The organism is Pseudomonas sp. 9.1(2019), assembly GCF_009910445.1.
GTDB classification, from domain to species: domain Bacteria; phylum Pseudomonadota; class Gammaproteobacteria; order Pseudomonadales; family Pseudomonadaceae; genus Aquipseudomonas; species Aquipseudomonas paraversuta.
Genome location: NZ_VBWF01000005.1, coordinates 437,901 through 462,426 on the forward strand (window position 1 = coordinate 437,901; position 24,526 = coordinate 462,426).

The window sequence follows — 24,526 nt, forward strand, 5'->3', positions numbered from 1 at the left end:
GATTTTGTCATGGCCCTCGACATTCACGCTCACCGTATCCTGATTCTGGACTTCGGTTCCCAGTACACCCAGCTGATCGCCCGTCGCGTGCGCGAAATCGGCGTTTACTGCGAACTGCACCCGTTCGACATGGATGACGCAGCGATCCGCGAATTCGCACCTAAAGGCATCATCCTTGCCGGTGGCCCGGAATCCGTGCACGAAGCCGACAGCCCGCGCGCGCCACAAGCCGTGTTTGACCTGGGCGTACCGGTTTTCGGTATCTGCTACGGCATGCAGACCATGGCCGAGCAACTGGGCGGCAAGGTTGAAGGTTCCGAGCTGCGCGAGTTCGGTTATGCCCGCGTAGACGTAGTCGGCAAAAGCCGCCTGCTCGACGGCATTGAAGACCACATCGACGCTGACGGCCTGTTCGGTCTGGATGTGTGGATGAGCCACGGTGACAAGGTCACCAGAATGCCATCCGACTTCCACATTCTGGCCAGCACCCCGAGCTGCCCGATTGCCGGCATGTTCAACGATGCCCGCGGCTACTACGGCGTGCAGTTCCACCCGGAAGTGACCCACACCAAGCAAGGCGGCCGCATCCTGTCGCGCTTTATCCTCGACATCTGCGGCTGCGAAGCCCTGTGGACGCCGTCGAAAATCGCTGAAGACGCAATCGCCAACATCCGCGCCCAGGTCGGCACTGACAACGTATTGCTCGGCCTGTCCGGCGGCGTTGACTCTTCGGTGGTGGCGGCATTGCTGCACAAGGCGATCGGCGATCAGCTGACTTGCGTATTCGTGGACAACGGCTTGCTGCGTTTGCACGAAGGTGAGCAGGTAATGGCCATGTTCGCCGAGAACATGGGCGTTAAAGTGATCCGCGCCAACGCGGCGGACCAGTTCCTGAACAACCTGGCTGGCGAAAGCGATCCGGAGAAAAAGCGCAAGATCATCGGCCGTACCTTCATCGACGTGTTCGATGCCGAATCCTGCAAGCTGGACAACATCAAGTACCTGGCCCAGGGCACCATCTACCCGGACGTGATCGAGTCGGCTGGCGCCAAAAGCGGCAAGGCTCACGTCATCAAGTCGCACCACAACGTGGGCGGCCTGCCGGACGAGATGAACCTCAAACTGGTCGAGCCTCTGCGCGAACTGTTCAAGGACGAAGTCCGCCGTCTGGGTCTGGAACTCGGCCTGCCGTACGACATGGTCTACCGTCACCCGTTCCCGGGCCCGGGTCTGGGCGTGCGCATCCTGGGTGAAGTGAAGAAGGAATACGCCGACATTCTGCGTCGTGCTGACCACATCTTCATCGAAGAGCTGCGCAAGGCCGACTGGTATCACAAAGTCAGCCAGGCATTCGTGGTGTTCCAGCCGGTGAAATCGGTTGGCGTGGTAGGTGATGGCCGTCGTTACGCCTGGGTTGTAGCCCTGCGTGCCGTTGAAACCATCGACTTCATGACCGCGCGTTGGGCACACCTGCCTTACGAGCTGCTTGAAACCGTCAGCGGTCGCATCATCAACGAAATCGAAGGCATCTCCCGCGTTACTTACGACGTGTCGAGCAAGCCGCCGGCAACGATTGAGTGGGAATAAGTCCGGCCGGGTAACCGGTCTGATTTGAAAAGGGCGGTCAACACTGGGTGTTGACCGCCCTTTTTTTATTTCTGTACCCCCAACCTGTCGGAGCGAGCTTTTCAACAGCTCGCTCCGACAGAAGCAGGATGCAGCCCTTACTGTTTCGCAATTGCAGGTGTATCGTATTCGCCTTTTGCGGGCTGCACGCCCGCGCCGGATACGAGAGGTAGTTGAATCAATGTCCTTTACCCGTCGACAAATACTCGGTGGTCTGGCCGGCCTGGTAGTGGTGGGTGTTGGCGCAGGAGGCGCTTCGCGTTACTGGCTGGGCAAGATGGCCGATGCCGAGGCTGGCCACGACTATGAGCTGATTGCCGCGCCGCTGGATGTGGAACTGGTGCCCGGTCATCAAACCGAAGCCTGGGCCTTCGGTCCGTCGGCGCCCGGCACCGAGCTGCGGGTGCGACAGGGGGAGTGGCTGCGGGTGCGCTTTATCAACCACCTTCCGGTAGCCACTACCATTCACTGGCACGGTATCCGACTGCCGCTGGAAATGGACGGTGTGCCTTATGTTTCGCAATTGCCGGTATTGCCCGGTGAATACTTCGACTACAAGTTCCGTGTGCCGGATGCCGGCAGTTTCTGGTACCACCCCCACGTCAACAGCAGCGAAGAACTGGGCCGTGGTCTGGTCGGGCCGCTGATTGTCGAGGAGCGCGAGCCCACCGGTTTCCAGCACGAGCGTACCCTGAGCATTAAGAACTGGCACGTGGATGAAGAGGGCGGTTTTCTGCCGTTCAGCATTACCCGTGAAGCCGCCCGTGGCGGCACCCCGGGACGCCTGTCGACGATTAATGGCAGCCACGTGCCGACCATTGATTTGCCAGCCGGACAGATCACCCGGGTGCGCATCCTCAACCTCGACAATACCCTGACCTATCGTCTGAACATCCCGGGCATCGAAGCCAGAATTTATGCACTGGATGGCAACCCCGTCGAGCCACGGCCTTTGGGCAAGGAATACTGGCTGGGCCCCGGCATGCGTATTTGCCTGGCGATCAAGGCTCCGGCGGCAGGGCAAGAGTTGTCACTGCGAGACGGTCCCGTACGTTTGGGCACGCTGCGCTCGGTTGCCAGCAACGCTGCGGCGGTGGAATGGCCACCGGCGTTGCCCGCCAACCCGATTGCCGAACCCGATGTGGCGAACGCTGAAAAGATCAACTTCAACTTTGAATGGGTCGGCTCGGTTTCCGAGAACCTGGGCCCTGACCAGCCGCCCAGCCTGTGGCAGATCAACGGCGTGGCCTGGGACATCAAGGACAAGACCTGCGCCGATCGGCCGATAGCCAAACTCAAGCTGGGTCAGAGCTATATCTTCGAATTGAAGAACATGACCCAGTACCAGCACCCGATCCATCTGCACGGCATGAGCTTCAAGGTGCTGGCGTCCAATCGCAAAAAAATCATTCCCTACTTCACCGATACCTACCTGCTGGGTAAAAACGAACGTGCCCGCGTGGCCCTGGTGGCGGATAATCCCGGCGTGTGGATGTTCCACTGCCATGTGATTGACCACATGGAAACCGGCCTTATGGCCGCAATTGAGGTTTCCTGATGCGACAAGGGCGTCAACCGCAAATCATCGATCGCAGCCGCGATCAGGACTACATGCGTGAAGCGCTGGCGCTGGCGGCTCAGGGCGCGGCCCTGGGCGAAGTGCCGGTGGGCGCGGTGCTGGTGCAAAACGGTGAAATTATCGGCCGCGGGTTTAACTGCCCGATCAGCGGCAGCGACCCCAGCGCCCATGCTGAGATGGTTGCCATCCGTGCAGCCGCAGCGGCGGCCAGCAACTACCGGCTGCCCGGCAGCACCCTGTACGTGACCCTGGAGCCGTGCAGCATGTGCGCGGGCCTGATCGTCCACTCCCGGGTGGCTCGGGTGGTGTATGGCGCGCTGGAGCCCAAGGCGGGAATTGTGCAAAGTCAGGGGCAGTTCTTCAGCCAGGGCTTTCTGAATCACCGGGTGCTGTTCGAAGGCGGGGTCTTGGCCGAAGAGTGCGGAGCTATCCTCAGCGAATTCTTCAAGGCCCGTCGGGCCAAATAACGCCCCTCTGCCTCTGTAGGAGCGAGCTTGCTCGCGACAGGCTCAACGCAGATTCATGGAGGGACCGCGTAGCCTGCATCGCGAGGCAAGCTCGCTCCTACGGGGGCGTGGGCTTTGCGCTTCAGCTGCCGGGCACATGAATTAACTGTAGGAGCGAGCTTGCTCGCGAGCTGTTCGTGGTGCAGCGGAAAAGCTCGCGAGGCAAGCTCGCTCCTACAGCGTCTCTGGTTTCTTATTTCCTGGCGATGATCACTGCGCGCATCGGCGCCGGCAGGCCTTCGACGGTTTTTCCGGGGTCGTTCGGGTCCAGGTAGTCGCTCAGGGACTGGAACTTCATCCACTCAGTCGCCCGTTGTTCTTCTACGGTGGTGGTGCTTACGTCCACGCAGCGTACGTCGCTGAAACCGGCACGGCGCAGCCAGCGCTCCAGCGCCGGGATCGACGGCAGGAACCACACGTTGCGCATTTGCGCATAGCGGTCTTCAGGCACCAGCACCTGATTGACGTCGCCTTCAATGACCAGGGTTTCCAGCACCAGTTCGCCACCCTTGACCAGGCAATCCTTGAGGGCCAGCAAGTGTTCGATCGGCGAGCGGCGGTGGTAAAACACGCCCATGGAAAACACGGTGTCGAAACCTTCCAGGTTCGGCGGCAGGTCTTCGAACGGGAAGGGCAGGTGCCAGGCAGCTTCTTGTTGCAGGAAGCGCTGCACGGCCTGGAACTGGCAGAAGAACAACCAGTTCGGATCAACCCCGATCACGCTATGGGCGCCGGCGCCGAGCATGCGCCACATGTAGTAACCGTTGCCGCAACCGACATCGAGGATGCGTTTGTGCTTGAGGTTGATATGCGGTGCGACCCGTGACCACTTCCAGTCCGAGTGCCATTCGGTGTCGACGTGTACGCCGAACAGGTCGAACGGTCCTTTGCGCCACGGCGACAGGCCCATCAGTGCCTGACGCATTTGCGTGCGGGTTGCATCGTCGCAGTCGGTGTCCAGGGTCAGGCCGTTGAGCAGGTCGATCTCGGTCGGCTTCACGTCGGGCAAGGCATCCAGCGCGCTTTGCCAGCGCTCCAGGTCGCCGTGGCCTTTCTCCATTTTGACATCGAGCTGCGCTTGCAGAGTGTTGGCCCATGCAGCCAGTGGAGTGCCGGCCAGACGCCGGGCGAGGGGGGAAAGATCAATCATGGCAAGGCAATCAACGAGGCAAAGTTAAGACACTGGAACCACGGCACGACTTTCGAGAACCCGGCCGCCAGCAGGCGCTCGCGGTGTTCTTCGAGGCTGTCGGGCTTCATGACGTTTTCGATGGCGCTGCGCTTTTGCGCGATTTCCAGATCGCTGTAGCCATTGGCACGCTTGAAGGCAACGTGCAAATCGGTGAGCAGGGCGTGTTCCTCGGGATCATTGAAGCGCAGCTTCTCCGAGAGGATCAGTGCGCCGCCGGGCAGCAATGACTGGCGAATCCGTGCGAGCAGGGCCAGGCGCTGTTCGGGGGCGATAAATTGCAGGGTGAAGTTCAATGCCACCACCGAGGCGGGCTTGAACTCCAGCGCCAGGATGTCGCCTTCAATCACATCAACCGGCAGCAACTCCTGGAACATCGAGTTCTGGGCGTTGAGGTATTCGCGGCAACGCTCGACCATGGCTGACGAGTTATCCACCGCAATCACCTGGCAACCTTCACTGCGTACATGTCGGCGCAGGGCCTGGGTGACGGCACCCAACGAGCAGCCCAGGTCGTACAGGACACTGTCGGGCTGAGCGAACTGGGCAGCAAGCACACCAAGGTTTTCGACAATGGTCGGGTAGCCCGGCACCGAGCGCTTGATCATGTCCGGGAACACCCGCACCACGTCCTCGTTAAAGGCGAAGTCCGGCACCTGGGCCAGGGGCTGGGCGAAAATACGGTCAGGTTCTTTGCTCACGACGGTTCCGGCGCTGGAATATTTGAAGGGCGCGCATTTTAGCCAAGTTGGCGCCGGGATGCGCGGTCTGTCTGATAAACCGCGCATCTTCAACGCGCCGGGGCGCCAGCCTGTCAGTGATCGCGTTTGCTCTGGCTAAACGCCGAGGCGGCAATACCCCATTGCCCGAGCCAGTAAGTGAGAATGATCAGGTAGGGCGCAGCATCGAACGACAGCACAAAACGGTTGATTCCGATCATGCTGTCGGAGGCGACGAATGCCAGCGCCCCGGCCGCTGCCAGCCACGCCGAGCGCCCGGGTACGCCACTGCCCAGCCGGGCCAGCGCGCGCCAGAGCATGGCGCTGATGGTCAGGGCGTAAATGCAGACCGGGATCAACAAGTCCCCCAATCCCTTGGCTGCCATCACGCTCAGCAGACTGATGCCTGCCAGTAACGCCAATGCCAGTGCCGGCAGTGCCGGGCGGCGGCAGTCCACCAGGTAGGCCTTGAGATAAGCCAGGTGGGCAAACAAAAACGCGCCCAGGCCATATACAAACAGGTCCACCGGCCAGGCCAGCAGTATGTCGCCGAGCAGGGAAAACATCAGGCCGATGCTGATCCAGCGCCGATAGGCACTGGGCGGTGCATCCTGCAGCCAGCCGAGCAGGGCCATCACCGGGACGGCTTTGCTGATCAGGCACAGGAGCGTGGCGTGCATGCTCAGGCCGTACAGGTACGCGCCGGCACCCATGACCGCAAGAATCAGCCATGGCATGTCAGTTCACCGTGATCTGGCAATCGAATGTTTGCGCGGGTTCGGCTTCTGGCTCCCAGGGCTGCTGAGAGGTCAGGCGCAGGCGCCCGTTGCCGGTGGCAAATGCCTGAAAGCGCCAGGTCGATTGCCCGCCGCTTCCCAGTAACTGGCCGTTGTCGGTGCTGCTGTAAACCTCAGGGCTCAGGCTGCGCAGAATGCCCCCGGCAGAGTCCTGAATCGCCCAGCGGTAACCCGTGGTGGGATTGCTTGGCAGCGACAGGGTCAAATTTTGCCCGTTGTGCAGTTGTATCGGACAGTCGCTTTGATCTTCAACGGTGAGGTTGTTCGCAGGCGGGTGCGCACAGGCTGTCAGCAGGCTGAGGCTGAGCAGTGAGAGGATACGTGCATGGGGCATTGATGGCTCCGGTCAGACGAATACAAGGGCGCAGCATAACCCATGATTCCCGTAGCTTCCTGTAGTCGCTGACGAGGCACGGGGCTTCAGTCAGGGGGGGCTTGCTGCGCCGTCTATCGCAGCCCCGTACCTCGTCAGCGACGCCACGGCGTTCGGGTGTTGTAACGACCCGATTGCCGTAGCCGCTGGCGAGTGAAACGAGCCTGCAGCAAGGGCCGGAAAATTCTCCCTTGTTTCAGAACAGTACTTTGGCCACATCGGCAAAGCGCTTGGCGAAATGCACGGTGATGCCCTCTTTCAGGTAGTCCGGCAGCTCCTCAAAGTTGCCCCGGTTAGGTTCGGGCAGAATCAACTCGTGAATTTTCTGCCTGCGTGCCGCAATCACTTTTTCACGCACGCCGCCAATCGGTAACACGTACCCGGTCAGCGTCAGCTCGCCGGTCATGGCGATGCCTTTTTTCGGTGCCTGATTGCGGGCCAGCGATAACAGGGCACTGGCCATGGTCACACCGGCACTCGGACCGTCCTTGGGCGTCGCACCTTCCGGCACGTGCAAGTGCACAAAGGCTTCATCGAAGAAGCGCGGGTCGCCGCCAAATTTCTGCAGATTGGCGCTGATGTAGCTGTAGGCAATTTCGGCCGACTCTTTCATCACATCCCCCAGCTGTCCGGTCAGCTTGAAGCCGCGATTGAGGGTGTGGATGCGGGTTGCCTCGATCGGCAGGGTGGCGCCGCCCATGCTGGTCCAGGCCAGACCGGTAATGACTCCGGTGCCGCTGATGACCTGCTCGTTACGAAACGGCGGCATACCCAGCGAAGCTTCGAGATCCCTGGGCCCGATCTTGATCACCGCCGCGGGATCATCCAGCAACTTGACCACCGCTTTGCGTACCAGCTTGCCCAGCTGTTTTTCCAGCTGGCGCACCCCGGCTTCACGGGCGTAGCCGTCGATCACGGCACGCAGGGCACTGTCGCTGATGCTCAGGCTGTTTTTTGATACCCCGGCTTTCTCCAGTTGCTTGGGCCACAGGTGGCGCTTGGCAATGGCGATCTTTTCTTCGGTGATGTAACCGGAGAGGCGAATCACTTCCATACGGTCGAGCAATGGCCCGGGGATCGAGTCCAGGGTGTTGGCGGTACACACGAACAGCACTTTGGACAGGTCCAGGCGCAGGTCCAGATAGTGGTCGAGGAAATCGACGTTTTGCTCCGGATCAAGGGTTTCGAGCAACGCCGAGGCCGGATCGCCCTGGAAGCTCTGGCCCATCTTGTCGATCTCGTCGAGCATGATCACCGGGTTCATCACTTCGACGTCTTTCAGTGCCTGTACCAGCTTGCCCGGCTGGGCGCCGATATAGGTGCGCCGGTGGCCCTTGATCTCGGCTTCATCGCGCATGCCGCCAACGCTGAAGCGATAGAACGGGCGCCCCAGGGATTCGGCAATGGATTTGCCGACGCTGGTTTTACCCACCCCGGGAGGGCCGACCAACAGCACGATCGAGCCGCTGACCGAGCCTTTGTAGGCACCTACGGCCAGAAACTCGAGGATACGGTTTTTAATATCATCGAGCCCGGCATGGTGGGCATCGAGCACTTTTCGCGCGTGCTTGAGGTCGAGCTTGTCCTGACCGAACACGCCCCACGGCACCGCTGTCGCCCAGTCCAGATAATTGCGGGTCACCGCGTATTCGGGCGATCCGGTTTCCAGAATCGACAGCTTGTTCATTTCTTCGTCGATGCGTTTTTGTGCCTGGGGGGGCAGGGTCTTGCCCTCAAGACGTTGCTTGAACTGCTCGATATCGGCGCTGCGATCATCCTTGGTCAGTCCCAGTTCCTGCTGGATCACCTTGAGCTGTTCCTTGAGGAAGAACTCGCGTTGATGCTCGCCGATCTTGAGATTGACCTCGGCCGAAATCTCTTTTTGCAGCCGCGCGACTTCGACTTCCTTGCGCAGCATCGGCAGGACTTTTTCCATGCGCTTGAGTATCGGTACGCAATCGAGCACTTCTTGCAGCTCGTTGCCGGTGGCCGAGGTCAATGCTGCGGCAAAGTCGGTAAGCGGCGACGGGTCATTCGGACTGAAGCGATTGAGATAGTTTTTCAGCTCTTCGCTGTACAGCGGGTTGAGCGGCAGCAACTCCTTGATCGCGTTGATCAGCGCCATGCCGTACGCCTTCACCTCGTCGGTGGGGGCGGTATTTTCTTTCGGGTATTCAACCTCCACCAGATACGGTGGACGGTGGTGCTTGAGCCACATGCTGATGCGTACGCGGGTCAGGCCCTGGGCCACGAATTGCAGTTTGCCGTTTTCGCGGCTGGCGTGATGCACCTTCACCAGCGTGCCGTATTCCGGGAGGCTGGAGGTGTCGAAGTGGCGGGGATCATCGGGAGGGGTGTCGACAAAAAACAGCGCCAGCGAATGATGCGGCGACTTGCTGACCAGCTCCAGGGTTTCGGCCCAGGGCTCTTCATTGACGATGACCGGCAACACTTGCGCCGGGAAGAACGGCCGATTGTGAATCGGGATGATGTAAACCTTGTCCGGCAGATTCTGCCCCGGCAAGGCCAGCTCAGTACCTGCAGCGTGTTCGGTTGATTCGGTCTCGGTGTGCTCTACATCGGTGTACTCAGTTGTATTGTCCGGGAATTCTTGCTGGTCGCTCATGGGGCACCTGCGCAATTGGGTATGTGTCTTAGATGGGGCGTATTGCCAGTGGTTTCAAGGTGAAGGGTTTTTCATCATCAGGGGCATGGGCCGGTGGCAGCCCCGGGCCCCGGGATTGTCATGGTTCCAGGCGGATTCGCAGGCACAAAAAAAGGCGGCCATCTCGCGATGGCCGCCTTTCCCGGAACCGGCTGTAAGCTTACTCAGCCAGTTTAAACGCTACCACGTAGTCACCTTGCTTGGTGCCCAGCGAGCCGTGGCCGCCAGCGACAACGAGCACATACTGGGTGCCGTCCTTGCCGGTGTAGGTCATCGGTGTGGCTTGACCGCCAGCAGGCAGGCGACCTTCCCACAGCAGCTTGCCGTTGCTTACATCGTAAGCGCGCAAGTACTGGTCAAGGGTACCGCTGAGGAAGGCTACACCACCGGCAGTGGTGAAGGTCCCGCCCAGGCTTGGAACACCCATTGGCAGTGGCAGTGGAACCGGCGAGCTGTCACGCACGGTGCCGTTTTTGTGTTTCCAGATCAGCTGGTTGTTGGTCAGGTCGACTGCAGCCACATAACCCCAGGACGGAGCCTGGCAAGGCAAGCCCAGTGGCGACAGCAGCGGCTCGAGGATGACCCCGTACGGAGCGCCCTCGTTAGGTTGCACGCCTTCGGTTTCACTGACACGCGGACCCAGTGCAGCAATTTCTTCACGGGGGATCAGCTTGGAAGTGAACGCCATGTAGCTCGGGTTCAGGAAGGCGATCTGGCGAACCGGATCGACCGAGATGCCGCCCCAGTCAAACACGCCGAAGTTGCCTGGATACACGATGGAACCTTGCAGCGATGGCGGGGTGTACATGCCGTCATAACGCAGGGATTTGAAGTTGATCCGGCACAGCATCTGGTCGAACGGGGTAACGCCCCACATGTCGCGCTCGGTCAGATCCGGCGGGCTCAGGTTCAGGTCCGAGCGAGGCTGGGTTGGCGAGGTGTGGTCACCCTTGACCGCATCGCCAGGTGCCGGCACTTCGTGGATCGGTACGATGTCTTCGCCAGTGCGACGGTCCAGCACGTAGATGCTGCCTTGCTTGGTCGAAGCCAGCAGTGCCGGTTTCACGCCATCGGCTGTTTTCATGTCCATCAGGGTCGGTTGACCACCAACGTCCATGTCCCACAGGTCATGGTGAGTGAACTGACGGGTCCAGCGAACTTTACCGGTATTGATGTCCAGAGCAGTCACGCCTGCGCTGTACTTCTCGGAGTCCTCGGTACGGTCGCCGCCATATTGGTCAGGCATCTGGTTGCCCATCGGCAGGTAAAGCATGCCGAGGTTTTCGTCCACTGCGAACATCGACCACATGTTGGGCGAGTTGCGAGTGTAGGTTTTGCCTTCGGCAATCGGCGTGGTGTCGTCCGGGTTGCCGCTGTCCCAGTTCCATACCAGTTTGCCGGTACGTACGTCGTAGGCGCGGATCACGCCGGATGGCTCGTTGGTGGACAGGTTATCGGTTACGTGACCACCAATCACAACCAGGTCTTTGGTCACGGCAGGTGGCGAGGTGGAGTAGTAGCCACCCGGAGTGAAGTCACCGATGTTGTGGCGCAGGTCAACCTGGCCATGGTCACCGAAGTCTTCACACATTTTACCGGTGTCGGCATTGATGGCGATCAGACGGGTGTCGGCAGTCGGCACGAACAGACGACGCGGGCACGAGTTGCTCGCAGTAGCGGCCGCAGGCTCGGCAGGGCTTTGTTCACTGCCGGCTTTGGCGTAGGCCGCTTCGTCGTGATAGCTCACGCCACGGCAAGTCATGTGCGCCCAACCTTTGAAGTTGGCCTCGTTCATGGTGCTGATCTTCGGATCGAAGCGCCAGATTTCCTTGCCGGTATCCGGGTCAAGGGCAATCACCTGGCTGTGTGGGGTACACACGTACAGCATGCCGTTGACTTTCAGCGGAGTGTTTTCGGCAGTGGTTTCGCCGGGATCGCCAGCGCCAGGAATGTCACCGGTGCGGTATGTCCAGGCTGGAACCAGCTTGTGGGCATTCTGCGGGGTGATTTCTTTCAGCGGCGAGTAGCGGTCGCCATGGGCAGTACGCCCGTAGGACTGCCAGTCACCATCGGGCATGGCCGGAGCGGTGTTGGTCATGCCAGGTACGGCATCACGGTCCAGCTGGCCTTTGATTTCACCCGGGCTGGTGAACTGGCTGGCCAGTGCAGCGGCACCGGCAAGCACTACGGCAACGCCCAGCGCGCCGGTAGCAACCGGAGCTGGCTGACCGCGCAGCAGTGGACGACGAAACCATGGCAGCAGCAACACGATGCCGATGGCAAACCACAGCGCCAGACGCGGCACTAACTGCCACCAGTCCAGACCGACTTCCATCAGCGCCCAGACGGTGCTTGCAAACAGCACCAGCGCGTACAGACCCAGCGCCGCGCGGCGCCCGGCAATCAGCAGCGCGCCGGACAAGCCAAAGCCGATACCGGCCAGCAGGTAATAACTCGACCCGCCGAGCGTCAACAGCTTGATACCCCCGACCAACATGGCCAGGCCCATTAGCAGCAGCAAGATACCGAGTAGGCTTGGTAGCAAGCGGCCTCGACTGAAAGCACCATCAGTGCTCATAGTGTGGTTCTCCGTTACGTTAGAGGTGTTCCCGCGCAGGCTGCCTTTGAAGGACGACTCGAGGCGGGGATGATTCATCGAAATAGGTTCTTTGTTGCTCGTTTCAAACACGGGACTTGCAGCTCGTTCCTCAGAACGAGCTTTGAATTTTCAAACCGCCGATCAGGGCGTCATCTACCTTGCTGACGCCGCCGGGGTGGCGGATGTACTGCAGGTTCGGTCGAACGGTCAGCCAATTGGTGACATGCACGCCGTAATAAAGCTCGGCGCTGTACTCGGTATCCTGGGGCGGCAGGTAGGCCGGGTTATCGAAATCGTAGAGGGCGCGGGCCTGATTGGTGGCCTGGGCATTTTTGCGGTAGGCCGGGTTGACATGCACCCGGGCCATGGCGAAACCGATGTCGTCTTTGGGGCGCGCATCGAACACGCCTTTGTAGATGAGACCTGCCTGAACATAGTTGTCCACGGCGTTGGTTTTCTTGTCGTGAGCGGTGGCATTGGCAAAAACACTCAACCCCCTTGACTGGTCGCTGGCGCGGGAAGTGAGCTGTTGTTGCACGCCCAGCCACATCCCGTTTTTGCTTGAACTGCTGCGATATGCTTGGCCGGTTAACGCGGCCGGTTGACCATTTACATCTTTGTAAACATTTGTTGCCTTGGCATTACTGTAGTAGTAACCCGCCCGATATTCCCCTGGCAGGCCATTAATTTTTGGCGTCCACACCAGTTCGATCGGCAGCACCGCGCCTTGTGTACCGCTGCCGCTGAGCTTGAAGCCATTGCCGCGATCCAGGTTCGAAGGGTTCTGCTCATAGGCGCCGACCTGTGCATACAACTCGGGCGTCAGGTGGTATTTGACCCGCAGCGCCCACTGGCTGACCGGCCAGTTGTACCAGATGCTGCCGGCCCAGTTGCCGACCTGGGAGCCGCAGAAAGCCAGGTTCTGGAAGTCGCAGGGGAAGGTGTTGAAGTCTTCGCCTTGACCGAAACGACCGACCTTGATGTCGAGTTTCTGATCGAAAAATTTCTGCTGGTACCACATCTGCGTCAGGCGGGTGGTCTGGCCACGGCCCCAGACTTCCTGGGCCGAAGTGAAGCCGCCCACACGCGGATCGTTGATCCGGTCATTACTGATGTTGTTACCGCTGCGTTGGGTAATGGTCAGCTGAAATTCAGCGTCGTTCCAGCCCAGAATCTTCTGCAAGTCCAGATGCGTGCCCAGGCCGAACTGATCGCTGTAGCGCGCAGTGCGGTCATGGTCATAGCCGCCATGCAGGTTCGAACCCACTTCGCCGACATAGTCCAGGGAGAACGCATAGCCCTGTTTTTCAAGCTCGCTTCGCGTGCCGCCCCAGTCGCCGAGCATCCATTTGGAGTCGCTGTCGAAAGCCGGGGCCGCCTGCACGCTGGAGGCAAGGCCCAAAACAGCCAGGGAACCGAGCAGGCTCAGGGCCTTTTGCCCGGCAATAGGGCGTCGTGCGCCGGGTTTGCGCAAAATCTGAAATGTAGACATGGTCGAGATGTAGGTCTTTATAAATACGGCTATGGCAGTGGGTAGCGCTGTCTTTGGAGGCAGGATTAGCACTTGGAGATTTGAAGGCAGAGTGAATCGATTCAGCCTTCGATGGGGAAATGATAAAGCCCCGAAACGTTTAGAAACAGCACTTTAAGTGACATGGATCATTTCTGATTCGGTAACAGTGTGCTGCGACCGTTCGTCCCAGAGGCTTTTTGCCTCATGTTTGAGGCGGATAGCGGTATATGCGGACCAGATTTTTATTGAGAAGCGTCGAAATAATAAGGTCCCGGGCGGGGCGCAAATGGATATTTAAGGGTGGGAGCTGGCTTGGGCACTGGTGACATGGATCATTTCTGATTCAGTAACAGTGCGCTGCAATTGTTCGGCCCAGAGGCTTTTTGCCTCATGTTTGAATGTGGGAGCTGGCTTGCCAGCGATGCAGGCGACCCTGTTTCCCTGCACAAGCGCAGTACAGCCATCGCCGGCAAGCCGGCTCCCACAGGATTGGCACTAAGTGGCATGGATCATTTTCGGTATTAGTGAGCTGCGCCCGCTCGGCCCAGGGGCTTTTTGCCCCATGTTTGAATGGTGGGAGCTGGCTTGCCAGCGATGCAGGCGACGCTGTTTTCCTGCGCAAGCGCAGTAGAGCCATCGCCGGCAAGCCGGCTCCCACAGGATATTGGGCATTGAGTGGCATGGATCATTTTCGGTATCAGTGCGCTGCGCCCGCTCGGTCCGAGGGCTTTTTGCCTCATGTTTGAATGGTGGGAGCTGGCTTGCCAGCGATGCAGGGAATGCTGTTTCCCTGCACAGGCGCAGTGCAGTCATCGCCGGCAAGCCGGCTCCCACAGGAGATTGGGCATTAAGTGGCATGGATCATTTTCGGTATCAGTGCGCTGCGCCCGCTCGGCCCAGGGGCTTTTTGCCTCATGTTTGAGTGGTGGGAGCTGGCTTGCCAGCGATGCAGGCGACGCTGTTTTCCTGCACAGGCGCAGTGCAGCCATCGCCGGCAAGCCGGCTCCCACAGGTGATTGGGCATTGAGTGGCATGGATCATTTTCGGTATCAGTGCGCTGCGCCCGCTCGGCCCAGGGGCTTTTTGCCTCATGTTTGAATGGTGGGAGCTGGCTTGCCAGCGATGCAGGCGATCCTGTTTCCCTGCGCAAGCGCAGTGCAGCCATCGCCGGCAAGCCGGCTCCCACAAGATTGGGTACAGAGGCGAGAGCGCTAGAAGGTGGTACGCAGGCCGACCTCTATCCCTCGCCCCGGAGCAGGGGCAATATCACGCAAAATCGAGCTGGCATAACGCACTGTCTGGTTGGTCAGGTTGTCGCCTTTGACGAACGCCAGCCATTGGCTGCTGCCCACATCAAAGTGATAGCCGGCACTGGCGCCCAGGGTGGTGTAGCCGTCGGTACCGGACTCATTGGCCGGAACTCGCCCCTGATTGCTGGCATGTTCGACATCGATCCGTGCCTGCCAGCGATCCAGCTCCCACAGCAGGCCACTGCTCAGGCGCAGCGGGGCGATTCGTGGCAAGGCTTCACCGGTGTCGAGGTTGGTGGCGCGGGTGTAGTCACCCGACAGTTCAAGTGCGAACTTGCCGTAGGCACTTTCCCCAAGCGTCCAATGATCCTTGGCTTCGAAACCTGTGAAACGAGCCCGTACTCCGGAGTAGGTGTACTCCGGTATGCCGTCCGCATCGGGCTGACCTTCGTCGTTCAGGGTGCGACCTGTACCCAGCAGGCCGATGTAATTGGAGAAGTGGCTGTAAAACACGCCGAAGCTGCCTTTGTGGGTGCCGTTGTCAAAGCGCAGGGCCAGGTCGCTGGACACGGCTTTTTCTTTGGACAGACTGGCGTTGCCCACCTCATAGGTGCCGGTGGCAACGTGGGCACCGTTGGCGTAAAGCTCGTAGAAGGTCGGTGCGCGTTCGGTGTAGCCGAGGGTGGCGGCCAGCGACCAGATGGGGGTGAGGGCAAACACGGCGCCTGACGACAGGCTGGCGGCGGTGAAGCTTTTGGAACTGTCAGCGGCAGAAAAACGCTCGTTACCCTTGGCGTCCGGGTCCACCACGGTATGTTCCAGGCGCCCGCCGAGGCTGAGTTTCAGCCTGTCAGTGGCCTGCAGTTCTTCGAGAATAAACAGCGCGCCGCTGTTGGTGTCGGTCTGCGGCACGAAAGCTTCCTCGCCCAGCGCCGAGAATTCGTTGCGATTGACCTGCGCGCCGATCACCCCGTTCAACGGCCCGAGCGGCAGGTGACGGGCTTCGACCCGGGCTTCGTAGCCCTTGTTCTTGAAGGTGGTACCCACTTCACCCCCTTCGATTTCGCGATGCTCGTAATCGGTGTACCCGGCATTCAGTTTCAGGGCGCTGAACGGCCCTTGCAGGTTGCGTATTTCCGAGGCGAAAGCGTAATGGTCCTGCTTCATGCGGATGCGTACGTCCTGCTCTGCAGGCGAGCCGTAATTGGCGTCGTAAGTGCTGTAGGACAACCCGGCGTAACCGTCATCCCAGGTGTAGGAACCGCCCAAGGCACCGCCATCCTGACGGCCGTTACTGTTACCCAGGCGGCCCCTTTTACTATCGTCGTCGTCACTTTGCGGGGCGTGCCGGCTGCGGGCCTCGCCCGGGATTTTCAGGTCATTGAACTCGCGGGCGTTGGCATCCAGGTGCAAGGCGAAAGTGCCATCGCCAGCTTCCAGTTTGCCTGCACTGCTGCGGGTGGTTGCGGCGCCGCCATAACGCAGTTCACCGGCGCCATGAATTCCGTCGATGGCTTCAGTCGGGATGCGGTTGTCGAAGGTGTTGACCACGCCGCCGATGGCATTGCCGCCATAGAGCAGAGCCGCCGGGCCACGGACGATTTCGATCCGCTCAACATTGACCGGGTCCAGTGGCACCGCGTGGTCGTATGACAGCGACGAGGCATCCAGCGCGCCGACACCATTGCGCAGGATGCGGATCCGGTCGCCATCCAGTCCGCGAATGATTGGTCGGCTGGCGCCCGGGCCGAAGTAGGACGAAGACACGCCGGGCTGTTTGTTCAGGGTTTCCCCCAGGCTGCCTTGCTGTTGCAGGGTCAGGTCGTCGCCCTCCAGCACCGTGGTCGGCGAGGCCAGCTGGCTGCTGCCCAGAGGATTGCCGGTAATCACTTGGGGTTGCAGTTCGAGGGCATAGGCCGGGGAGGCGATGAGCAGTGCGGTGGCCAGCGGCGTCAGGCGCAGGCGTCGCAGGTTACGTGAGAAAGCAGGGGCGGACATTGCAGGTTCCTTGGCAAGGGGCAGGGGAGGACAGGGGGCGCTGAGCGCTCTTTGAGTGGCAAGTTATAGTTACAATATAACATTGCTTTAATGGTCGCCAAGCGGAACTTTCATTTGGCCGTCAGGTCACCGCTAGACTGGCTGCATAGCGAATGCTCTTCCCCCTGAGCAGGTGCTCGGCTAAGGTGCGCGACTTTCCTCTATTGCTTAAAAGGCTCGGCATGACTGAACCCAACAACAACCCATTGCACGGCGTGACGCTGGAACAGATCCTCACTGCGCTGGTGGCGCATTACGAGTGGGAAGGGCTGGCCGAGCGCATTGATATTCGCTGCTTCAAGAGCGACCCGAGCATCAAGTCGAGTCTGACCTTCTTGCGTAAAACCCCCTGGGCGCGGGAAAAGGTCGAAAAGCTGTATGTGAAATACGCCCGTACCAAACGCGAACTTTGACAGACCCATGAACGCAACCGCGATGGGATTGAGCGAAGCCCGGCAGCGCATGCTATGCAGACTGGTGGCGATACTGGGATGGACCGGGCTGGCCATTCAGCTTGATCTGGTGCTGTTTGCGCGCTGGACATTGGGAGCGAGTCTGGTGGGGGGGCTGGTGGCCTACTTCAGTCTTTTCACCATCCTCAGCAACACCCTGGCCGCGACAGTGTTGACCTTTGCCGCTGGCACGCGAAATGCCACAGGCAAGGGGTTTTTCCTGCAGCCCTGGGTCAGCAGCGGCATTGCCGTGAGCATTATCGTGGTGGGTGTGGCGTATAGCCTGCTGCTGCGCCAGCTCTGGCAACCGCAGGGCCTGCAATGGCTGGCCAATGAAGTGCTGCACGACGTAATGCCGGTGCTGTTCACGTTGTACTGGTGGTTCTGCGTACCCAAAGGGTCGCTGCGCCTGAGCCATATCGGGCTATGGGTTTTGTATCCCGTGCTGTATTTCGCCTACATCCTGTTGCGCGGCGACTTGCTGGGCACGTACCCGTATCCGTTTGTTGACGTTGAAACCCTTGGTTATGCACAGGTGTTCGTAAATGCCTGCGGGATTCTGGCGGGGTTTGTGCTGGTGGCGCTGGTTGTCGTGGGGCTGGATCGCTGGCGCGGCCGAACAACCCTGTTGTTGTAGGAGCGAGCTGATTGTGCCTGGAAGCGCTCGCTCCTGCAGGTCAGGCAGGGCTATTCTTCTGAACTGCTGTCCAGCCGCCAGTAGCCTGCAGCCTTGACGAATTCTTCATCCAGCCCGTGGCTATCCAGCAACACTCTGCGCACTTTGCGCGACAACGCTGTTTCGGTAGCGACCCAGGCATAGAGCTTGCCTTGTGGAACGCTCAGTCCTTCGATGATCTCCAGCAAGTTGTTTGAGCCGTCGCGGTGAACCCAGATCACTTCCACTGAGGCTGCGCTGTTCAAAGCCTGCTCTTCCGCGGCGTTCTCCACCTCGACCACCACCAGGGCGCGACGATTGGCGGGCAGTTCTTCCAGGCGCCTGGCAATTGCTGGCAACGCGGTTTCGTCGCCGATCAGCAAGTAGCTGTCGAACATGTCCGGTACTACCATCGAGCCCCGCGGACCCCCGATATACAACGATTGCCCCGGGCTGGCCTGAGCCGCCCAGGTGGCCGCCGGGCCGTCACCGTGCAAAACAAAATCGATGTCCAGCTCAAGTGTGTCCAGGTCATAGCGACGCGGGGTGTAGTCGCGCATCGGTGGCATGGTCTTGCTCTTCATGCCTGCACTCAATTCCAGATTTTCCAGGGTCGCCAGTTCCTCGGCGGTCTGCGGGAAAAACAGTTTGACGTGGTCGTCGCTGCCCAGGCTGATAAAGCCTGCCAGCTCAGGGCCACCCAGGGTGATGCGGCGCATGCGCGGGGTCAGGTCGACCACCCGCAGCACTTCAAGTTTACGACGTTTGATTTCGTGGGTGACCCGGTGAATGGTCTGGGTATCAGCGGTATTCATTGAGCATCCTCCTGTGCAGTAACAGGGCCGTCGACTATGGCTTTGGCAGTGTTGTTGAGCAAATCGCGGACCCGCACAATTTCTGCCGGGCTCCAGCGACCGTGATGCATTTGCAGGGCGTGGCGCAGGTTGTGCACCGCTTCGTGGATTTCTGCCGGACGATCATGGCCGCGCAGTGAGCGCTTGCTGACCTCGATGCGCATACGCACGCCATCCAGGGCAATGGCCTGATCCGTCAGGGACTGGCGACCCAGGTCGGTCACGCAATAGCGTTTTTTCCCGCCCTCAGCATCGCCTTGGATCATTTCGCTTTCTTCAAGGAAGGTCAGGGTCGGGTAGATCACACCGGGGCTGGGGCTATAGGCGCCGTCGAACATGGTTTCGATCTGGCGGATCAGGTCGTAGCCGTGGCAAGGCTGCTCGGCAATCAGGGCCAGCAGCAGCAATTTCAAATCGCCAGGTGCAAATACCCGTGGGCCGCGGCCACCGCGTTCGCGGCCTGAGCGTTTTTCGAAGCTGTCCGGGCCCGCGCCATGGTCGCGGTGATGGGGATGATGTTCTCTCATTTCTCTTAGTCCTCTCTGCAAGTTAGATACAACTTAAGATATATCTTAAGAAGAGCGCAAGTGCAGCAGACGAACGGTAATGATTCTCAACACTCGCGTCCCGGTGGCGAGCCGTCTACGAATTGATGATGAACTGCAGGAGCGAGCTTGCTCGCGAGCCTTGCGCGATCTTGCAGAAGAGCTCGCGAGCAAGCTCGCTCCTACAGGAGAAGAGGGGGTCAGAGGGTTTGTGCGGGTTTCGGGATCTGGCACAGGGTGTGGGTGCCGGGTTGCAGGTAAGGCGTGAGAATGGGCGCCATGCCCTTGAGCACTTGCACCGGCAATGCCGAGGTGAACTTGAAGGCTTCGGCCGAGCGCCCGGGTACGAAGGCGGTCAAGGTGCCGAAATGATGATCGCCGATGTAAAACACGAAAGTGGCGGTGCGGTTGATTGATTTGGAACTGAGGATTCGTCCGCCAGCCCCCATGCTTTCGATCCGGTTGTCACCGGTACCGGTTTTGCCGCCCATGGCCAGCGGGGTGCCATTGTCCAGTTTGAAACTGCCCGATACGCGTCGCGCCGTACCTGCATCCACCACTTGGGACAGGGCATCGCGCAGTGCGCTGGCAACTTCGCTGGGCATCACCCGGACCCCTTTGTCGGGATCGTTCACCAGGCGGGTTTCGTACGGCGTATCTGCGGCGAAATGCAGGGTATCAATACGCAACACCGGCAAACGGACGCCATCGTTAAGGATGATCCCCATCAGCTCCGAGAGCGCTGCCGGACGGTCACCGGAACTGCCCAGTGCTGTGGCGAGGGACGGTACCAGATGGTCGAACGGGTAGCCCACCTGTTGCCAGCGCTGGTGAATATCAAGGAAGGCTTCGATTTCCAGCATGGTGCGAATCCGGCTGTCCCGGGCGCTTCTGTGCTTGCTTTTAAACAGCCAGCTGTAGACTTCCTGACGCTCGAATTCACTGGCGGCTATTGCTTGCTGGAAGGTGGCCTGGGGATTGTTCAGCAGATAGCCCAGCAGCCACAGATCCAGTGGATGGACTTTGGCAATGTAGCCCTGGTCCGGCAGGTCGTAGGTGCCGGGGCCATAGCTTTGGTAAAGCCTGGCCAGACGTTCGTCGGTGATCTTGTCGCTGCTGAGGTGCGAACGTACGAACCTGTTGAACGTGGCCTGCTCAGCATGGGGGAACAGATAGCGGTGCACCGCGGACATGCGAATGGCGGTGGGGTGCATGCTGTCGAGAAAGGTCTCCAGGCGCGCCTTGGAATCCTTGCCTTTGTATTTTTTCCAGAACTTGAGCATGTAGGTCGTACCTTCGCGGTCGGCGAAGCGGCTCAGGTATTCCTGCCGGCGCGGGTTCTGGTCATCGCGAAGCAATTCGGCATTGTTGCTGGGTGCCTGGTAAGAGGTGTAGCGCACCACATCGCGCATAAGGCGCACGAACGGCAGGTTGATCGATTCCCGTATCGCGTCCCGCAGGGAGGGGCTGCGGTTGTTGTCCTGATTGCGGAAGTTGTGGAAGTGATGCATGCCGCCCCCGGTAAAGAAACCTTCCCCGGGGTTGGCTGAATACTGCCGGTCCAGAGCCGCATCGAGCATTTTGGCGAGGCTGGCGCCGGGGTTCTGGATCATGTAGGCCAGGGCCCAGCGAGTCAGAGGGTCTTGATCGGTAATCTGGATTTTTTTCAGGTCGGCGCTCGACTGGCTGGCATAACGCTCATGCAGCTCGGAAATGATTTGCAGGTAGGTGGTCATGACCCGCAGTTTGGCGGTTGAACCCAGCTCCAGCTTGCTGCCTTCATTGATATCAAAGGGTTGGTCGGTGCTGTCGGTCTGCACCCGCGCGCGCGCGCCATCGGGGGTGAGTTCAAACAGAGTGAAGCTGTAACGCACTTGCGCGGTACTGGTTGGCGTCAGCAAGCTCGGGCCCAACAGACCCAGCTTGCCGGCAAACACGGGGTCAGCCAGTTTGCGCAGGTAGTCACTGGCCTGCTGCTGCAAATCACCCTGCAAGGTGCTGGTGGCTGACAGGTCAAGGCGATCGAGATCATAGAGCGGGCGCTTGAGCAGGACCGATAGCCGACTGCGGGCGAGGCTGATGCCCTTGTTGGTTTCGACGGGTTGAATCGTCGGCGCCTGTTGCCAGTCGCGGTAGGTCACGCGGCTGGCCAGGGCGGCGGTTGTCAGTGCGGGATCGATCACATTGCTCTGCGCAAGCAATCGTATGTGGCTGTCGGTCAGTTGCGCCAGTTCATCGCGGCCCTTGGTCAAATAATGTGACGGGCGACGCTGGGCAATCATCAGCGACAGCACCTCGCGCAGCGCCAGGCCTTTATCTGCCAGGCTTTTTGGGTCAGTAGCGGGGCTGCTCAACTGTTGATTGACCTGATTGAAGTCGGCGCCGTACCACACGCGCAGACCCTCAGCCATGCCATGCACTTCGCCGTGGCCGGGTACCGCGGAAAGCGGCACGCTGTTGAGGTAGTCGCGTACCACTTTCTGGCGTGCTTCCAGTGTTTGCGGACCACCCTGGTAAGCCCGCACGCTGGCTGAAATCATTTGCCGCAGCTTTTCGCCACCGGACAACGTCAAACCATCCGGAGAGTGGCGGTATTTTTCGAGTTGTGTGGCCAGGGTGCTGCCCCCTGCCGACTGGCCGGGCAAGTGCAACAGTTTGGCCACTTGAGAGTATGCCGCCATGGCGAAACGCGGCCAGTCGACCGCAGGGTTGGCCATTGGCAGTTTTGGGTCCAGCAGGTCGCGGTTTTCAATAAACAGCAGGCTGTGAACCATCAGTGGCGGAATACTCGCAAAGCTGGAGTACAGATGCTGCGGGTAATCGTACTGGTACAGGGGGCTGCCGGCACAGTCGGTGATAGACAGCCCGGCCTGGATTTTTTCGGCGTAGGGCACGAAAAATCCTTTCTCGCTGTAGCTGAGGAGCTCAGGGGAGAAGCGGGTTTGCTCAGCGATTATGTAGTCACGCTTTAACAGACGCGGCAGGAAATCACCCAGGGCGCTGTAGCCCAGGCGCTGGTCGAAAGGGCCTGTTCCGGGATAGCGGATCGAGTCTGTGGGACCTGCATGCATCGAGTAGCTCAGGGACGCAGCAAAACGGCTGAACTCCCGGGCCTGGAGTTTTGAAGTGCGCACTTCGTTGGCAATGGCAAACCCGCAGACGATCAGTGTGATTAACACCAGGAGCCAGAATAAACCCCAGCCATAGCGCCCCGATTTGCCCTTTTCTGGTTGGGGCACAGGTTCCGCCATTGTCGTTGATGGCTCTGCGGTTTTATTGGAATTGGAATGCCACAGTACGCCCATAGTTTGCAGATCCAGATGCGCATATTGGCTGCGCTTGAATGAAGCGTAGACGCTGACGCAAGCAGGCGAAAAGATTTGTGCCGTGGAAGTGAACAGAATTTTGCGACCCTGGCCGTTACCCAAGTGTTAAGTGGTATTAGTCCTAAAGTGCAGGACTAGAGCCTTCAAGCAGCAAAACAGGTCTTGGAACGGGGCATGACTGTGCACCAGCCCTATGCAATACTCGCCGCCGATCTCAACAGGGCATTTCCCTTTTGGTCCATCGACCTACAAGGTCAGGGCCGATCAAGAGGCAAGCCAGGTCACTCACCCGGTTTGGTCGAGCGCTCAGTTGATGCACATCCAAAAACAATACGAGGTTGTACTTTTATGCCAGTCGGCAACCACCAGCCCCACGGTGAAACCGCACAAGGCGGTCCGCTCAAGCGCGAGCTGGGCGAACGCCATATTCGCCTGATGGCCCTTGGCGCCTGCATCGGTGTCGGCCTGTTTCTGGGCTCGGCCAAAGCAATTGAAATGGCCGGCCCGGCCATCATGCTGTCTTACATCATCGGTGGCCTGGCCATTCTGGTGATCATGCGCGCACTCGGCGAAATGGCCGTGCACAACCCGGTAGCCGGCTCGTTCAGTCGCTACGCCCAGGATTACCTGGGGCCATTGGCCGGATTTCTGACCGGCTGGAACTACTGGTTCCTGTGGCTGGTGACCTGCGTTGCCGAAATCACCGCGGTGGCGGTGTACATGGGTGTCTGGTTTCCCGATGTCCCGCGCTGGATCTGGGCGCTGGCTGCGCTGATCAGCATGGGCTCGATCAACCTGATTGCAGTCAAAGCCTTCGGCGAGTTTGAATTCTGGTTTGCTCTGATCAAGATCGTCACCATCATTGCGATGGTGATCGGCGGCATCGGCATTATCGCGTTCGGCTTTGGCAACAATGGCGTAGCGTTGGGTATTTCCAATCTCTGGACCCATGGCGGCTTCTTGCCCAATGGCATCCAGGGCGTGCTGATGTCCCTGCAAATGGTGATGTTCGCCTACCTTGGTGTGGAAATGATCGGCCTGACTGCCGGTGAAGCCAAGAACCCGCAAAAGACTATCCCGAGCGCGATCGGTTCGGTGTTCTGGCGCATTTTGCTGTTCTACGTCGGCGCGCTGTTTGTGATTCTGTCGATCTACCCGTGGAACGAAATCGGCACCTCGGGCAGCCCGTTTGTGATGACCTTCGAGCGTCTGGGTATCAAGACAGCGGCAGGCATCATCAACTTCGTGGTGATTACGGCAGCACTGTCATCGTGCAACGGCGGTATTTTCAGCACGGGCCGCATGCTCTACAGCCTCGCGCAAAACGGTCAGGCCCCGGCCAACTTCGGCACCACCTCGAAAAATGGTGTGCCGCGTCAGGCATTGCTGTTGTCGATTGCGGTGTTGCTGATGGGCGTATTGCTTAACTACCTGGCACCCGGACAAGTGTTCGTGTGGGTGACTGCGATTGCGACCTTTGGTGCGATCTGGACCTGGCTGATGATCCTGCTGGCTCAACTGCGCTTCCGTAAAAGTCTGAGCCCTGAAGAAGCCGCCGGCCTGAAGTACCGCATGTGGCTGTACCCTTACAGTTCATACGCCGCTTTGGGATTCTTGCTGATGGTTGTAGGGCTGATGGCCTACTTCGAGGAAACCCGGATCGCCCTGTTCGTGGGCCCGGCGTTCCTGATTCTGCTGACGGTGCTGTTCTACGTGTTCAAGCTGCAGCCGACCCAGACAACATCGCCAGCGGTCCGTAGTTAATTCCCCCTGCACCGCTCATTCTGCAGTAGCGAGCTTGCTCGCGCTGCAATCACCTCGGTCAATCCGTTAAACCGAAG

17 protein-coding genes are annotated in these 24,526 nt (G+C 59.6%); 6 read left to right on the forward strand and 11 right to left on the reverse strand.

The features are described from left to right. The first annotated feature begins 9 nt into the window (after positions 1–9). The 3 genes from guaA to tadA all read left to right on the forward strand — a co-directional run bounded on the left by guaA (position 10) and on the right by tadA (position 3,672). A complete protein-coding gene (gene guaA, locus FEZ21_RS08065) occupies positions 10–1,587 on the forward strand; it encodes a glutamine-hydrolyzing GMP synthase (protein ID WP_003443331.1) in 1,578 nt (525 codons plus the stop codon). 220 nt (positions 1,588–1,807) lie between these two features. Next, positions 1,808–3,184: a multicopper oxidase family protein gene (locus tag FEZ21_RS08070; protein ID WP_003443290.1), complete on the forward strand. Its 1,377-nt coding sequence runs from the start codon at positions 1,808–1,810 to the stop codon at positions 3,182–3,184. Continuing rightward, positions 3,184–3,672, forward strand: a complete 489-nt coding sequence (gene tadA / locus FEZ21_RS08075; RefSeq protein ID WP_003443288.1) for a tRNA adenosine(34) deaminase TadA — start codon at positions 3,184–3,186, stop codon at positions 3,670–3,672. The genes FEZ21_RS08070 and tadA overlap by 1 nt, the downstream gene beginning before the upstream one ends. 232 nt (positions 3,673–3,904) lie before the next feature. Here tadA and cmoB read toward each other — a convergent pair whose 3' ends face one another. The 8 genes from cmoB to FEZ21_RS08115 form a co-directional block, all read right to left on the reverse strand. Continuing rightward, positions 3,905–4,861: a tRNA 5-methoxyuridine(34)/uridine 5-oxyacetic acid(34) synthase CmoB gene (gene cmoB, locus FEZ21_RS08080; protein WP_003443286.1), complete on the reverse strand. Its 957-nt coding sequence runs from the start codon at positions 4,859–4,861 to the stop codon at positions 3,905–3,907. Next, positions 4,858–5,601 (reverse strand): carboxy-S-adenosyl-L-methionine synthase CmoA, encoded by a 744-nt coding sequence (cmoA, locus tag FEZ21_RS08085; RefSeq protein WP_127196110.1) that lies wholly within the window; start codon positions 5,599–5,601, stop codon positions 4,858–4,860. Before cmoA ends, cmoB begins: the two co-directional genes overlap by 4 nt. Positions 5,602–5,714: 113 nt before the next feature. Next, entirely contained in the window at positions 5,715–6,356 is a 642-nt protein-coding gene (locus tag FEZ21_RS08090) for a lysoplasmalogenase (protein WP_160626832.1), read from the reverse strand. Between the two features lies 1 nt (position 6,357). Next, complete coding sequence (locus tag FEZ21_RS08095) at positions 6,358–6,750, reverse strand: protease inhibitor I42 family protein (RefSeq protein ID WP_003443281.1); 393 nt, start codon at positions 6,748–6,750, stop codon at positions 6,358–6,360. Between the two features lie 235 nt (positions 6,751–6,985). Continuing rightward, positions 6,986–9,415: an endopeptidase La gene (gene lon / locus FEZ21_RS08100; RefSeq protein ID WP_127196111.1), complete on the reverse strand. Its 2,430-nt coding sequence runs from the start codon at positions 9,413–9,415 to the stop codon at positions 6,986–6,988. Between the two features lie 199 nt (positions 9,416–9,614). After that, positions 9,615–12,032 carry a glucose/quinate/shikimate family membrane-bound PQQ-dependent dehydrogenase gene (locus FEZ21_RS08105; RefSeq protein WP_160626834.1) on the reverse strand — a complete coding sequence of 806 codons (2,418 nt, stop codon included), beginning with the start codon at positions 12,030–12,032 and terminating at the stop codon, positions 9,615–9,617. 130 nt (positions 12,033–12,162) lie between these two features. Further along, on the reverse strand, positions 12,163–13,545 hold the full coding sequence (locus FEZ21_RS08110) for a carbohydrate porin (RefSeq protein ID WP_160626836.1): 1,383 nt from the start codon (positions 13,543–13,545) through the stop codon (positions 12,163–12,165). Positions 13,546–14,777: 1,232 nt separating this feature from the next. Beyond that, positions 14,778–16,814, reverse strand: coding sequence for a TonB-dependent receptor (locus FEZ21_RS08115; RefSeq protein ID WP_160626838.1), 2,037 nt, complete (start codon positions 16,812–16,814; stop codon positions 14,778–14,780). Between the two features lie 221 nt (positions 16,815–17,035). Here FEZ21_RS08115 and FEZ21_RS08120 point away from each other — a divergent pair, with 221 nt between their 5' ends. Together FEZ21_RS08120 and FEZ21_RS08125 are read left to right on the forward strand one after the other, a co-directional pair. Further along, a complete protein-coding gene (locus FEZ21_RS08120; RefSeq protein ID WP_003443274.1) occupies positions 17,036–17,266 on the forward strand; it encodes a VF530 family DNA-binding protein in 231 nt (76 codons plus the stop codon). A 22-nt stretch (positions 17,267–17,288) separates the two neighbouring features. After that, positions 17,289–17,942: a Pr6Pr family membrane protein gene (locus FEZ21_RS08125; protein ID WP_160626968.1), complete on the forward strand. Its 654-nt coding sequence runs from the start codon at positions 17,289–17,291 to the stop codon at positions 17,940–17,942. 50 nt (positions 17,943–17,992) lie between these two features. Here FEZ21_RS08125 and FEZ21_RS08130 read toward each other — a convergent pair whose 3' ends face one another. From FEZ21_RS08130 to FEZ21_RS08140, 3 genes are all read right to left on the reverse strand, one after another. Then, a complete protein-coding gene (locus tag FEZ21_RS08130) occupies positions 17,993–18,775 on the reverse strand; it encodes a siderophore-interacting protein (protein ID WP_160626840.1) in 783 nt (260 codons plus the stop codon). Then, entirely contained in the window at positions 18,772–19,341 is a 570-nt protein-coding gene (locus FEZ21_RS08135) for a PadR family transcriptional regulator (RefSeq protein ID WP_003443267.1), read from the reverse strand. The genes FEZ21_RS08130 and FEZ21_RS08135 overlap by 4 nt, the downstream gene beginning before the upstream one ends. A 218-nt stretch (positions 19,342–19,559) precedes the next feature. Then, entirely contained in the window at positions 19,560–22,664 is a 3,105-nt protein-coding gene (locus FEZ21_RS08140; protein WP_165439590.1) for a transglycosylase domain-containing protein, read from the reverse strand. Positions 22,665–23,033: 369 nt separating this feature from the next. On the opposite strand from FEZ21_RS08140, the gene FEZ21_RS08145 reads away from it, so the two are divergent. Then, positions 23,034–24,449 (forward strand): amino acid permease, encoded by a 1,416-nt coding sequence (locus tag FEZ21_RS08145; protein ID WP_003443263.1) that lies wholly within the window; start codon positions 23,034–23,036, stop codon positions 24,447–24,449. The last annotated feature ends 77 nt before the right edge of the window (positions 24,450–24,526 follow it).